This is a genomic window from Acidovorax sp. 62 (genome assembly GCF_002754495.1).
In the GTDB taxonomy this organism is placed as follows: Bacteria; Pseudomonadota; Gammaproteobacteria; order Burkholderiales; family Burkholderiaceae_C; genus Acidovorax.
This window is the reverse complement of the sequence record NZ_PEFJ01000001.1, coordinates 2,867,969-2,880,174: the sequence shown is the minus strand read 5'-3', so window position 1 is coordinate 2,880,174 and position 12,206 is coordinate 2,867,969. Positions and strand designations below refer to the sequence as shown.

The window sequence follows — 12,206 nt, the reverse complement described above, 5'->3', positions numbered from 1 at the left end:
CCGGCCTCAGCGGTTGCGCTGGTTCATGAACACCAGCTTTTCAAACAGGCTCACATCCTGTTCGTTCTTGAGCAGCGCGCCCACCAGCGGGGGCACGGCCACCTTGTTGTCGGCGCTTTGCAGGGCTTCGAGCGGGATGTCCTCGGCCACCAGCAGCTTGAGCCAGTCGATCAGCTCGCTGGTCGATGGCTTCTTCTTCAGGCCCGGCAGGTTGCGCACGTCGTAGAACGTCTTCATCGCCACGGTGAGCAGCTCGCTCTTGAGCGTGGGGAAATGCACGTTCACGATCTGGCGCATCGTGTCGGCTTCGGGGAACTTGATGAAGTGAAAGAAGCAGCGGCGCAAGAAGGCGTCGGGCAGCTCTTTTTCGTTGTTCGAGGTAATGAACACCAGCGGCCGGTGCTTGGCCTTGATGAGTTCGCGCGTCTCGTAGCAGTAGAACTCCATGCGGTCGATTTCGCGCAGCAGGTCGTTCGGAAATTCAATGTCGGCCTTGTCGATCTCGTCGATCAAAAGGGCTACGGGCTCGTCGGCCGTGAAGGCCTGCCACAGCACGCCCTGGATGATGTAGTTGCGGATGTTCTTCACGCGCTCGGCGCTGTCGCCGTCATTGAGCTGGCTGTCGCGCAGGCGGCTCACAGCGTCGTATTCATACAGGCCCTGTTGCGCTTTGGTGGTCGATTTGATGTGCCATTGCAACAGTGGCATGCCCAGGGCCTGTGCCACTTCTTCGGCCAGCATGGTCTTGCCTGTGCCGGGCTCGCCCTTGATGAGCAAAGGGCGTTGCAGGGTGATGGCGGCATTCACTGCCAACATCAAATCCTGGGTGGCAACGTAATTCTGGGAACCGTGAAATTTCATAAGGGAAATCACCGAAACGTTGATGAATGGGCTTGACAGGTGCTCGGTATAATCAAACCCTGAGCGGGGCCCAGAACCGAACTTCCACGAGATTGTGCGCGCAAAATGAACAAAACGCTGACCACGATATTTGCCTTGGCTGTCGCTTCCGTGACCGCTGTTTCTCATGCACAGGAAGTCAAGGGTGACATCAAGGCAGGCGAGAAAAAAATCGCCATGTGCATTGGCTGCCACGGCATTCCGGGCTACCAGGCCAGCTTTCCTGAAGTGCACAAAGTGCCCATGATTTCGGGCCAAAGCGGCAAGTACATTGCCTCTGCACTGGACGCCTACAAGAAGGGCGATCGCAAGCACCCCACCATGCGCGGCATCGCTGATTCGCTGTCTGAGCAAGACATTGCGGACGTGGCGGCCTACTACGAACAACACGGCAAGAAGGCCGCCGAGCTGCCCGCCAAGCCTGCCCGCGAACCCAGCGTGCAAGTGGCCGAGTTGCTGAAGAAAGGCGCATGCGTTTCTTGCCACGGCGACAACTTTGCCAGGCCCATCGACCCGTCTTACCCCAAGGTGGCAGGCCAGCACGCCGACTACCTGTTTGTGGCCCTGAAGTCGTACAAGGCCGATGCGCGCAACCCCAACCTGGGCCGCAGCAACGCCATCATGGGCGGCGTGGCCAAGCAGTTCTCCAACGCCGAGCTCAAGGCCCTGGCCAGCTACCTGGGCAGTGTCGAAGGCGATCTGCAGGTGGTGCCTCAGTCACGCTTTCGCTGATCCGCCGACTGGCGTAGCCCCCGCAGCAAAAAGCCCGCACTTGCGGGCTTTTTGCTTTTGGGTGTTCAGCGTATCGAAGTGGCTTGATCGCAGTGTGGCTGCGAGGCCCCTTCAGCGCGTGCTCAAGACCTTTGCTTGCACACCGATTTGACGCTGTTGTAGAGGATCTTGCCGTCGTAGATGCCAAACGCATCTTCTTGCTGGCAGGTCTGCACCAGCACCACCTGCCCGTGCTGCTTGAGCGTGGTGGTGTGCGTGTGCTTGGCGGTGGCTTGGGTGCCGTCGGCACTCACCTTGATCTGGATGCCTGTTTGTTGCACGGTGGGCCGCAGGCTGTTGAACTCCAGTGTTTGCGCCGAGGTGCGCTGGGCATCGCACAGTTCTCTGCGTTTGCCAGAGATCGTGGTGGCGGGCTGGGTGGAGTTGTCGGTGATGGAGAAGGTGATGTCTGGCGCAGCCAGCGCGCATTGCGCCTTGTAGTCGCCACGCACGCCCAGGTCCACGGCATGGCGCAGGATGCTGTTGATGGCAGCTTCGCTCAGCTTGCCCTTCACGGCGGCATTGTTGAAGCCCGCCGTGCTTTTGGTGGGGGCTGCTGCCGGGGGCTCGCTGCTGCGGCAGTCCTTGTCAGAGTAGACCACCTGGCCGCGCGGGTCCGTGCACTTGTACAAGGTGTTGGCCCAGGCCGTGGGCCATCCGGCGCCCAGGAGCAAGGCGGCAGCGAGCAAGGTGTGGGTGCGTGAAGAAGGCATGGCGTACAGCACAACAGGGTGTGAAATCAAAGTGGCCAAAGTGTAGCGGGCAGCCTGCGCGCAGAGTGTGCCGCCGGGCCCGGCTGCAGGTTGCCTTCGAAATGAAAATAGCTTCTGGCGCTGATTGAATAGGCGCTAGAAGCTATCAAAATAATAGCGTTTGATAGGCGGCTTGGCTGCGTTGCCAGTACCGCCCAGAACCCAGGTCCTCAGTCGCGGGTGGCGCGCCGCTGCACGGCAGCGATGTAGGCATTGCCATCGGGCGGGCGGCCCGAGCGCTGGCTCTCCCACAGCATCTCGCCCAGGCACTCCATAGCGGCGTGGTGCGCGTCGTGCAGCGAGTCGAGCCGCTTGGCCAGCAGTTCCACCGCCTGGCGAATGCCGCGCGGCTGGTCAATGCTGCACTGCTCGCTGATCGACAGGTGCATGGACAGGTGCAGAAACGGGTTGGTTTGCTGCGGTGTCTCGTCGTAGTTGCGCGCGATGGCCGCGTCCACATCCGACAGGTCTGCGTGGTACTCGGGGTGCTCGGCAATCCACAGGCTGGCCAGCGTTTCGATGGCTTCCATGGGCGCGCCGCTTTGGGCTTTGGCGTGCACGCCGCACAGGAAGCGGCGCACATCGGCTTGGGAGGGGCTGAACATGGGGCGCGAGCGTAGCACGCCCCTTCTTGCCTTGTGCTCAGCGGGGCTTGGTGGGCAGTGCGTCAGCGCGTCAGCGCCGTGCCGCCCCCATCATGCGAGAGATGGTCTGCGCGGCACGCAGCAGTGGCGGCAGCAGGGTTTGCTGCATCAGCTCGGCGCTGGTGCGGTTGGCCTGGCCGCTGATGTTGAGGGCGGCCACGGTTTGTCCGGCGCGGTTGGTGAGGGGCGCGGCGATCGAGATCAGGCCTTCTTCCAGCTCCTGGTTCACCAGACACCAGCCCTGGGTGCGGGCCTGGCGGATGCGTTCGAGCAGCGTGGGCAGGTCGGCGGCGGTGTGGGCGGTGAAGGGTTGCAGCTCCAGCGTGGACAGGCGGGCTTGCAGGGCGTCGTCGCTCAGTCCGGCCAGCAGCACGCGGCCCATCGATGTCCAGGGCGCGGGCAGGCGCGAGCCCACGCCCAGGTTGGTGCGCATGATTTTGTGGGTGGGCACGCGCAGCACGTAGACGATGTCCAGTCCATCGAGCACGGCGGCCGATGACGACTCGCGCACCTGCTCCACCAGGTCTTCCATTACCGGCTCGGCCAGGTTCCACATGGGCAGGGACGACAGGTAGGCAAAGCCCAGGTCCAGGATGCGCGGCGACAGGCGAAACAGCTTGCCGTCCGTTTCCACATAGCCCAGCGTTTGCAGCGTGAGCAGGATGCGCCGTGCCCCGGCGCGGGTCAGGCCCGTCTGGGCGGCTACCTCGCTCAGGGTTTGCTGGGGTGCGCTGGCGCTGAACGAGCGGATGACCTCCAGCCCCCGCGCGAACGATTGCACATAGCTGTCGCCCGGCTTGGGGGCGCTGGGCGGCTCGGCCGCTGCAGGGGTTGATGAAGGGGCGGACGCAGGCAAGCCCGAGGTGGCCTCGGGGTTTTCAGGGGTAGGCATGGTGGGCTTAGTCTCTATAATTCATTATACGAACAAATGTTCTTTATGCGAACATTTGGAATCGGTGTTTGGAATCGATGTGCTGATGGGCGTGCTGTCGGTTCAAGCCAAGGTTGGGGCGCCGGGGTGGTGGTCCCATCCATCCGTTTTGCAGGAGACAAGGATTCATGATCAACAAGATAGCCGACTCGGCCGCACAGGCGCTGGCCGGGGTGCGCGATGGTGCCACGGTGCTGATTGGTGGTTTTGGCACGGCCGGGATTCCCGGTGAGCTGATTGACGCCCTGATGGAACACGGCGTGCGCGACCTGACGATGGTGAACAACAATGCGGGCAATGCCGACCAGGGCCTGGCGGCGCTGCTTCAGACCGGCCGGGTGCGCAAGATCATCTGCAGCTTTCCGCGCCAGGTGGACAGCTACGTGTTCGACGAGCTGTACCGCAGCGGCAAGCTCGAACTCGAACTCGTTCCCCAGGGCAATCTGGCCGAGCGCCTGCGCGCTGCGGGGGCGGGCATCGGCGCTTTCTTCTGCCCCACGGCTTATGGCACCGAGCTGGCCGCTGGCAAAGAGACGCGCGAGATCAACGGCAAGCACTACGTGCTGGAGTACCCCATCCACGGCGATGTCGCCCTGATCAAGGCCGAGCAGGGCGACCGCTGGGGCAACCTGACCTATCGCATGTCGGCCCGCAACTTTGGCCCGGTGATGGCCACGGCCGCCAAGACCACGATTGCCACCGTGCACGAGGTGGTGGAGCTGGGCGCGCTGGACCCGGAGGCCATCGTCACCCCCGGCATCTACGTGACCCATGTCGTGAAGATCGACCGCACCGCCACGCAGGCCGGTGGTTTCAAAAAATCGGCATGAAATCGGCCCCTACCGCAAAAGGATCAGGCGTGAGCAGCTATCAAAAACGTAGTAAAGAAGAATTGGCGAAGCGTGTGGCTCAGGATATCCACGACGGCGCCTACGTCAACCTGGGCATTGGCCAGCCCACCCTGGTGGCCAACCACATCCCGGCAGGCCGCGAGGTCATCCTGCAAAGCGAGAACGGCATCCTGGGCATGGGCCCGGCGCCCGCGGCGGGGCTGGAAGACTATGACCTCATCAACGCAGGCAAGCAGCCCGTGACGCTGCTGCCTGGTGGGGCGTACTTTCACCATGCCGACAGCTTCGGGATGATGCGCGGCGGTCATCTGGACATCTGCGTGCTGGGCGCGTTTCAAGTCAGCGCCACGGGCGACCTGGCCAACTGGAGCACGGGCGAGCCCGGCGCCATCCCCGCCGTGGGCGGGGCGATGGACCTGGCCATTGGTGCCAAGCAGACCTGGGTGATGATGGATTTGCTCACCAAGCAGGGCGCCAGCAAGGTGGTGACGCAGTGCACCTACCCCCTCACCGGTGTCGCCTGCGTGAAGCGCATCTACACCGATCTGTGCACACTGGCCTGCACCCCCACGGGCCTGCAACTCATCGACACCGTGCCCGGCCTGTCACTGGCCGAACTGGAGCAACTGGTGGGCCTGCCCATCCGCCCTGCAGCCTGATTCCATTTTTAGATTCCAGGAGACAAACCCATGAGCCAACGACAAGCCTTTATCTGCGATGCCATCCGCACGCCCTTTGGCCGCTACGGCGGTGCGCTCAGCAGCGTGCGCACCGACGACCTGGGCGCCATCCCCATCAAGGCGCTGATGGACCGCAACCCCGGCGTGGACTGGGCAGCAGTGTCCGACGTGCTCTACGGCTGCGCCAACCAGGCCGGTGAAGACAACCGCAACGTAGCCCACATGAGCAGCCTGCTGGCGGGCCTGCCCATCGACGTGGCCGGCGCCACCATCAACCGCCTGTGCGGCTCGGGGCTCGATGCCGTGGGCACCGCAGCACGCGTCATCAAGTCGGGCGAGGCGGGCCTGATGATCGCGGGCGGCGTGGAGAGCATGAGCCGCGCGCCCTTCGTCATGCCCAAGGCCGAGTCGGCCTTCAGCCGCAACAACGCGGTGTACGACACCACCATCGGCTGGCGCTTCATCAACAAGCTGATGAAGGAAAAGTACGGTGTGGACTCCATGCCCGAAACCGCCGAGAACGTGGCGACCGACTTTGGCATTGAGCGTGAGGCGCAAGACCAGATGGCCCTGCGCAGCCAGCTCAACGCCGTGGCGGCCATCAAGGCTGGCCACCTGGCGCGCGAGATCGTGCCGGTGCACATCCCCCAAAAGAAGGGCGACGCCCTCATCGTGAGCCAGGACGAGCACCCCCGCGAGACCAGCCTGGAAGCGCTGGCCAAGCTCAAAGGCGTGGTGCGGCCCGATGGCACGGTGACTGCGGGCAATGCGTCGGGCGTGAACGACGGCGCTTGCGCGTTGCTGTTGGCCGATGAGGCCCATGCTGCCAAGTACGGCCTCAAGCCCCGCGCCCGCGTGGTGGGCATGGCCGTGGCCGGGGTGGCGCCGCGCATCATGGGCTTTGGTCCCACCCCCGCCACGCTGAAGGTGCTGGCGCAAACGGGCCTGACCATCGACCACATGGACGTGATCGAACTGAACGAAGCCTTTGCCGCGCAAGGCCTGGCCGTGCTGCGCGCGCTGGGCATCAAGGACGACGATGCCCGCGTGAACGCCTGGGGCGGCGCCATTGCGCTGGGCCACCCGCTGGGCGCCAGCGGTGCGCGCCTGGTCACCACGGCTGTGAACCGCCTGCACGAGCACGCTGGCCAGTACGCGCTGTGCACCATGTGCATTGGCGTGGGGCAGGGCATTGCCATCATCCTGGAGCGCGTGTGAGCATGACCGAACAACGCACACCCGTCACCGTCGTCACCGGTGCCAGCAATGGCATTGGTCGCGCGATTGCCGAAGCCTTGCTGGCCCAGGGCCGCGCCGTGGTCAACCTGGACTACGTGCTGCCCACCTGGAGCCACCCGCTGCTCACGTCCTACCAGGGCGACCTGACCGACGAGGCACCGACCCGCGAACGCGCCGCCGAGATCGCTGAAAAGCACAACGTGACCGCGCTGGTGAACAACGCCGGCGCCACGCGCCCCGGCACCATCGACACCGCCACCACCGCGCAGCTGGACGATGTGGTGGGCCTGCACCTGCGCGCGCCCATGCTGCTGGTGCAAGCCTTTTTGCCCAGCCTGCGCGCCAGCGGCCAGGGCCGCATCGTGAACATGTCGTCACGCGCCGCTTTAGGCAAGGCCGACCGCATCGTGTATTCGGCCACCAAGGCCGGAATGATCGGCATGACGCGCACGCTGGCCACGGAGCTGGGGCGTGACGGCATCACCGTCAACGCGATTGGCCCCGGGCCGATTGCGACCGAACTGTTCCGCCAGAGCAACCCCGACGGCGCGCCGCAAACGCAGCGCATCCTGAACAGCATTGCCGTGGGCCGCATGGGCACGCCTGATGACGTGGCGCGTGCGGCGTTGTTCTTCCTGTCGCCCGACAACGGTTTCGTGACGGGCCAGGTTTTGTACGTGTGCGGTGGCACCACGCTGGGGGTGGCCCCGGTTTAGAGCAACTCACACCCTGTCCTGATTTCCCAGCCCCCAAAGGGGCGCAACACCTTCTCGCCCGGGGCCGCAGAGCCCTGGTTGAGGCCATGGCGCGGTCCGTTGCCGCAGCCGTGGCACCGATTTCATCCACCTTTTGAAGGAGACAAACCATGAACCGCATTCCAACCACCCGCCGCCAGGCCCTTTCTGCCGTGGCTGCCGCCGCCCTGGCTGGTGCAGGCCTGCTGGGCAGCTCGGCCACGCTGGCCCAGAGCTATCCCACCAAGCCCGTTACCATCGTTGTGCCCTTTGCGGCTGGCGGCACGACCGACATCCTGGCGCGCATCATCGGCCAGGCGCTGACTGCTGAGCTGGGCCAGTCCGTCATCGTCGACAACCGCGCAGGTGCGGGCGGCAACATCGGCGGCGCCATGGCGGCCAAGGCACCGGCCGATGGCTACACCCTGTTCATGGGCACGGTGGGCACGCACGCCATCAATGCCAGCCTGTACAAGAAGATGCCGTTCGATCCGATCAAGGACTTTGCGCCGCTGACCCGCGTGGCCAATGTGCCCAACCTGCTGGTGGCCAACCCCAACCAGCCGTTCAAGACGGTGAAGGACCTGATCGCCTACGCCAAGGCCAACCCCGGCAAGGTGAACTTTGGCTCGTCGGGCAATGGCAGCTCCATCCACCTGTCGGGCGAGCTGTTCAAGAGCCTCGCCAAGGTGGACATGGTGCACGTGCCCTACAAGGGCAGCGCCCCGGCTGTCACAGACCTGCTGGGCAACCAGATCGCCATCATGTTCGACAACATGCCCTCGGCCATCCAGCACGTGCGCAGCGGCAAGCTGGTGCCCATTGCCGTGACCACGGCCAAGCGCTCGCCCGAGCTGCCCAACGTGCCCACCATCGCCGAGGCCGGGGTGCCAGGCTACGAAGCCACCTCGTGGTTTGGCATGTTTGCGCCCGCCGGTACACCCGCGCCGGTGCTGGCCCAGCTCAACAAGGCGCTCGTGAAGGTGCTGAATCAGGCCGACGTGGCGAAGAAGATCAACGAGCAGGGCGCAGAAACCTACAGCGAGACCCCTGAACAGTTCGCTGCTTTCATCCAGGCCGAAAGTGCAAAGTGGGGCAAGGTGGTCAAGGAGTCGGGCGCTAGCCTGGATTGAGGGGGGTGAGCGCGCCCGCTGCCCCCTGGGATGTGGCGATTTTGTAAAAAATGATAGCTGCTAACGCTTGTAAATAAAGCGTTAGCAGCCATTTTTATAGGGAATTTCTCCGCCGCAGCGCGCTGTGGTGCCCTCCGAGGGGCATGCGCTGTTGCTGCGGGGCCTGTGCAAGCCGCAGATGCGCGCTCATTCACAATAAAAACCGAGATACAGCAGGTGGATAAAGCGCTGGAAGCTATTGTTTTGATAGTAATTTTGCTCAGCACAACCGTCCACAGGCATTGGCTGAGAAACCCTCGAACCCGTGCGGGCGGTGCTGCCCGCTGCGTCGCCCATTCGCGCCACAATGGCGGCTGCTGAATCCCTCAGGGTTTTCCTATGCCTAATCCCACCCCATTGAGTGCCGAAATCGCCGCTACCACGGCCCGCATCGTCGTGGAAGAGGGGCTGGAATGGGGCCCTGCCAAGCGCCGTGCGGTGCGCGAGATGGGCTTGCCCGCCCGCACGCCGCTGCCGGACAACGACCAGGTGGAGGCCGCTGTGCGCGAATACCTGGATATTTTTTGTGCCGACACCCAGCCCCGTGAGCTGCGAGCCTTGCGTCAACTGGCCCTGGTGTGGATGGTGCGCATGGCCGAGTTTCGCCCGCACCTGGCCGGGGCGGTGTGGCATGGCACGGCCACGCGCCTGTCGGACATTTACATCCAGCTGTTTTGCGATGATTCCAAGTCGGCCGAGATTGCGCTGATCGACCACCATGTGGACTACGAGCCGCGCACGGTGACCGGATTCCACGGCGAATCGGTCGAAGCGCTCAGCCTGGGCAGCAAATGCGCAGAACTCAATGAAATGATTGGTGTGCACCTGATGATTTATGACCTGGACGATTTGCGGGGCGCCCTCAAGCCCGACGCCAAGGGGCGCACCCCCCGTGGCGATGTGACGGCCGTGCGCCGCCTGCTGGAAGAGACTGCCCCATGAGCGTGCCGCCTGATACCTCATCTACCGCCCCATCCGTTGACAACACGGCCCAGGCCGCGCGCAGGCGCTGGCTGTATGGCGCCGTGGCCGGGGCTGCGGCGCTGGGCGGCGCCGGGCTGGCGTGGTGGCGCTTGCAGCCCCATGCACAGCAAGAGGGTGCTGAAGCTGCGCTGTGGGGCATGGAGTTCGACACCCCTGCGGGTGGCGCGCCCTTGGTGATGAAGGCTTTGCAGGGCCAGCCGGTGTTGCTCAACTTCTGGGCCACCTGGTGTCCACCCTGTGTGGACGAGCTGCCCATGCTCAACACCTTCTACCGCGAAAACGCCCCCAAGGGCTGGCAGGTGGTGGGCTTGGCCATCGACCAGCCCTCGGCTGTGCGCAAGTTCCTGGGCCGCTTGCCGCTGGATTTCCCCGTGGGGCTGGCGGGCATGGGGGGCACGGAGCTGGGGAGGTCGCTGGGCAACCTCACCGGTGGCCTGCCGTTCACCGTGGTTTTGGGGCAGGGGGGCAACGTGCTGCATCGTAAAATGGGGCAGGTCACGGCCCAGGATTTGCAGCAGTGGGCCCGTTTGCGATAGGCGCTGCAGCGCTTTGGCAGGGCGCCTGCCTGGCCTTTGGCGCTGTTTCATCCGCCTTTTTGGCTTTGATGTTGGTGAAAATTACCTCCCAATCGCTGAGGTAGTACGAAATTAGAGTAAATTCGCGCCCTATTTAGTTTTATAGCCGTTGGAGCTTCCATGGATCTGCGAAAACTCAAAACCTTGATCGACCTCGTTTCCGAGTCAAACGTTTCCGAACTCGAAATCACCGAGGCCGAAGGCAAAGTCCGTATCGTCAAGAGCGGCGGCGCCGTGGTTCAGCAATATGTGGCCGCCCCCATGCAAGCCCCCGTGGCGGCTGCCGCCCCGGTGGCCGCCCCTGTGGCCGAGTTGCCCAGCCCTGCGGCTGCGGCGCCTACAGGCCATGTGGTCAAGTCCCCTATGGTGGGCACCTTCTACCGCTCGTCCAGCCCAGGCGCCAAGGCGTTTGTGGAAGTAGGCAGCCAGGTCAAAGAAGGCGAGACCATCTGCATCATCGAAGCGATGAAGATCCTCAACGAAATCGAAGCCGACAAGTCGGGCACCGTGACCCGCATCCTGGGTGAAAACGGCCAGGCCGTGGAATACGGACAGCCGCTGTTCGTCATCGAATAAGGCGCCCATGTTCAAAAAGATTCTCGTTGCGAATCGCGGAGAGATTGCTCTCCGTATCCAGCGCGCGTGCCATGAGTTGGGTGTGAAGGCCGTGATGGTCTACTCCGAGGCCGATCGTGACGCCAAGTACGTCAAGCTGGCTGAAGAGGCCGTGTGCATCGGCCCTGCGCCCTCGCCGCTGTCCTACCTCAATATGCCAGCCATCATCTCGGCCGCCGAAGTGACCGACGCTGAGGCTATCCACCCTGGCTACGGTTTCCTGTCGGAGAACGCCGATTTTGCCGAGCGCGTGGAAAAGAGCGGCTTCCAGTTCATCGGCCCTACACCCGACAACATCCGCACCATGGGTGACAAGGTGTCGGCCAAGCAAGCCATGATCAAGGCGGGCGTGCCTTGCGTGCCGGGCTCTGAGGGCGAACTGCCCGATGACCCGGTCCAGATCCGCCGCATCGCCAAGGCCGTGGGCTACCCCGTGATCATCAAGGCCGCTGGCGGCGGTGGTGGTCGGGGTATGCGTGTGGTGCACACCGAGGCCGCGCTGGTCAATGCCGTGCAGATGACCAAGGCCGAAGCGGGCGCTGCGTTTGGCAATCCTGCGGTGTACATGGAGAAGTTCCTCCAGAACCCCCGCCACATCGAAATCCAGGTGCTGGCCGACAAACACCGCAACGCGGTGTACCTGGGCGAGCGCGATTGCTCCATGCAGCGCCGCCACCAGAAGGTGATCGAAGAGGCTCCAGCCCCTGGCATTCCCCGCAAGCTGATCGAGAAGATCGGTGAGCGCTGCGTGGCCGCGTGCAAGAAGATCGGCTACCGCGGTGCGGGCACGTTCGAGTTTCTGTACGAGAACGGCGAGTTCTACTTCATCGAGATGAACACCCGCGTGCAGGTGGAGCATCCTGTCACCGAGTGGATCACCGGCGTGGACATCGTGAAGACGCAGATCATGGTTGCGGCGGGCGAAAAGCTGCCGTTCACCCAGCGCCAGATCGAAATCCGAGGCCATGCCATCGAGTGCCGGATCAATGCCGAGGACCCGTACAAGTTCATCCCGTCCCCCGGGCGCATCACCACCTGGCATCCCCCGGGCGGCCCTGGCGTGCGTGTGGATTCGCATGCGTACACCAACTACTTCGTGCCACCCAACTACGACTCGATGATCGGCAAGATCATCGTGCACGGTGACACGCGCGAGCAGGCCCTGGCCCGCATGCGCACGGCGCTGTCCGAGACCGTGATCGAAGGCATCAACACCAACGTGCCGCTGCATCGCGAGTTGATGGTGGACGCCAAGTTCATGGCCGGCGGCACCAACATCCACTACCTGGAAGAGTGGTTGTCGCAACACAAGCGCTAGGCAGCGTACAACCCCCTGAGGCGCTTCGCGCCTTCCCCCT

At 63.8% G+C, this 12,206-nt stretch carries 14 protein-coding genes; 10 read left to right on the top strand and 4 right to left on the bottom strand.

What is annotated here, in order from left to right; all coding sequences use genetic code 11:
* Window positions 1-6: 6 nt before the first annotated feature.
* The gene (locus CLU86_RS12940) at window positions 7-861 is read right to left on the bottom strand and encodes a MoxR family ATPase (protein ID WP_099656433.1); all 855 of its coding nucleotides are present in this window, start codon (window positions 859-861) and stop codon (window positions 7-9) included.
* A 105-nt stretch (window positions 862-966) separates the two neighbouring features.
* On the opposite strand from CLU86_RS12940, the gene CLU86_RS12935 reads away from it, so the two are divergent.
* Complete coding sequence (locus CLU86_RS12935) at window positions 967-1,632, top strand: cytochrome c (RefSeq protein ID WP_099741883.1); 666 nt, start codon at window positions 967-969, stop codon at window positions 1,630-1,632.
* A gap of 122 nt (window positions 1,633-1,754) precedes the next feature.
* Here CLU86_RS12935 and CLU86_RS12930 read toward each other — a convergent pair whose 3' ends face one another.
* The 3 genes from CLU86_RS12930 to CLU86_RS12920 form a co-directional block, all read right to left on the bottom strand.
* Entirely contained in the window at window positions 1,755-2,384 is a 630-nt protein-coding gene (locus CLU86_RS12930; RefSeq protein ID WP_143226705.1) for a hypothetical protein, read from the bottom strand.
* A gap of 209 nt (window positions 2,385-2,593) precedes the next feature.
* Entirely contained in the window at window positions 2,594-3,028 is a 435-nt protein-coding gene (locus CLU86_RS12925) for a DUF1841 family protein (RefSeq protein ID WP_099656429.1), read from the bottom strand.
* A 70-nt stretch (window positions 3,029-3,098) separates the two neighbouring features.
* Window positions 3,099-3,959 (bottom strand): IclR family transcriptional regulator C-terminal domain-containing protein, encoded by an 861-nt coding sequence (locus CLU86_RS12920; protein WP_099741881.1) that lies wholly within the window; start codon window positions 3,957-3,959, stop codon window positions 3,099-3,101.
* 167 nt (window positions 3,960-4,126) lie between these two features.
* Here CLU86_RS12920 and CLU86_RS12915 point away from each other — a divergent pair, with 167 nt between their 5' ends.
* The 9 genes from CLU86_RS12915 (at window position 4,127) to accC (ending at window position 12,166) form a co-directional block, all read left to right on the top strand.
* Window positions 4,127-4,828: a 3-oxoacid CoA-transferase subunit A gene (locus tag CLU86_RS12915; RefSeq protein ID WP_099741880.1), complete on the top strand. Its 702-nt coding sequence runs from the start codon at window positions 4,127-4,129 to the stop codon at window positions 4,826-4,828.
* Between the two features lie 29 nt (window positions 4,829-4,857).
* Entirely contained in the window at window positions 4,858-5,508 is a 651-nt protein-coding gene (locus CLU86_RS12910; RefSeq protein WP_304528978.1) for a 3-oxoacid CoA-transferase subunit B, read from the top strand.
* Between the two features lie 30 nt (window positions 5,509-5,538).
* Window positions 5,539-6,747: a 3-oxoadipyl-CoA thiolase gene (gene pcaF / locus CLU86_RS12905; RefSeq protein WP_099741878.1), complete on the top strand. Its 1,209-nt coding sequence runs from the start codon at window positions 5,539-5,541 to the stop codon at window positions 6,745-6,747.
* A gap of 2 nt (window positions 6,748-6,749) precedes the next feature.
* A complete protein-coding gene (locus CLU86_RS12900; protein ID WP_199175121.1) occupies window positions 6,750-7,484 on the top strand; it encodes an SDR family NAD(P)-dependent oxidoreductase in 735 nt (244 codons plus the stop codon).
* Between the two features lie 149 nt (window positions 7,485-7,633).
* Window positions 7,634-8,635 carry a tripartite tricarboxylate transporter substrate binding protein gene (locus tag CLU86_RS12895; protein ID WP_099741876.1) on the top strand — a complete coding sequence of 334 codons (1,002 nt, stop codon included), beginning with the start codon at window positions 7,634-7,636 and terminating at the stop codon, window positions 8,633-8,635.
* A gap of 378 nt (window positions 8,636-9,013) precedes the next feature.
* Window positions 9,014-9,616, top strand: a complete 603-nt coding sequence (locus CLU86_RS12890; protein WP_099656423.1) for a hypothetical protein — start codon at window positions 9,014-9,016, stop codon at window positions 9,614-9,616.
* Window positions 9,613-10,194, top strand: coding sequence for a TlpA disulfide reductase family protein (locus CLU86_RS12885; protein ID WP_099741875.1), 582 nt, complete (start codon window positions 9,613-9,615; stop codon window positions 10,192-10,194). Before CLU86_RS12890 ends, CLU86_RS12885 begins: the two co-directional genes overlap by 4 nt.
* Window positions 10,195-10,353: 159 nt before the next feature.
* Window positions 10,354-10,809, top strand: coding sequence for an acetyl-CoA carboxylase biotin carboxyl carrier protein (gene accB, locus CLU86_RS12880; protein ID WP_099656421.1), 456 nt, complete (start codon window positions 10,354-10,356; stop codon window positions 10,807-10,809).
* A gap of 7 nt (window positions 10,810-10,816) precedes the next feature.
* Window positions 10,817-12,166, top strand: coding sequence for an acetyl-CoA carboxylase biotin carboxylase subunit (gene accC, locus CLU86_RS12875; protein WP_099656420.1), 1,350 nt, complete (start codon window positions 10,817-10,819; stop codon window positions 12,164-12,166).
* The last annotated feature ends 40 nt before the right edge of the window (window positions 12,167-12,206 follow it).

Excerpts from the sequence above, each read along its gene's own strand:
- CLU86_RS12940 (WP_099656433.1), bottom strand. The coding sequence starts at position 861 with ATGAAATTTCACGGTTCCCAGAATTACGTTGCCACCCAGGATTTGATG.
- CLU86_RS12935 (WP_099741883.1), top strand. The coding sequence starts at position 967 with ATGAACAAAACGCTGACCACGATATTTGCCTTGGCTGTCGCTTCCGTG.
- CLU86_RS12930 (WP_143226705.1), bottom strand. The coding sequence starts at position 2,384 with ATGCCTTCTTCACGCACCCACACCTTGCTCGCTGCCGCCTTGCTCCTG.
- CLU86_RS12925 (WP_099656429.1), bottom strand. The coding sequence starts at position 3,028 with ATGTTCAGCCCCTCCCAAGCCGATGTGCGCCGCTTCCTGTGCGGCGTG.
- CLU86_RS12920 (WP_099741881.1), bottom strand. The coding sequence starts at position 3,959 with ATGCCTACCCCTGAAAACCCCGAGGCCACCTCGGGCTTGCCTGCGTCC.
- CLU86_RS12915 (WP_099741880.1), top strand. The coding sequence starts at position 4,127 with ATGATCAACAAGATAGCCGACTCGGCCGCACAGGCGCTGGCCGGGGTG.
- pcaF (WP_099741878.1), top strand. The coding sequence starts at position 5,539 with ATGAGCCAACGACAAGCCTTTATCTGCGATGCCATCCGCACGCCCTTT.
- CLU86_RS12900 (WP_199175121.1), top strand. The coding sequence starts at position 6,750 with ATGACCGAACAACGCACACCCGTCACCGTCGTCACCGGTGCCAGCAAT.
- CLU86_RS12895 (WP_099741876.1), top strand. The coding sequence starts at position 7,634 with ATGAACCGCATTCCAACCACCCGCCGCCAGGCCCTTTCTGCCGTGGCT.
- CLU86_RS12890 (WP_099656423.1), top strand. The coding sequence starts at position 9,014 with ATGCCTAATCCCACCCCATTGAGTGCCGAAATCGCCGCTACCACGGCC.
- CLU86_RS12885 (WP_099741875.1), top strand. The coding sequence starts at position 9,613 with ATGAGCGTGCCGCCTGATACCTCATCTACCGCCCCATCCGTTGACAAC.
- accB (WP_099656421.1), top strand. The coding sequence starts at position 10,354 with ATGGATCTGCGAAAACTCAAAACCTTGATCGACCTCGTTTCCGAGTCA.
- accC (WP_099656420.1), top strand. The coding sequence starts at position 10,817 with ATGTTCAAAAAGATTCTCGTTGCGAATCGCGGAGAGATTGCTCTCCGT.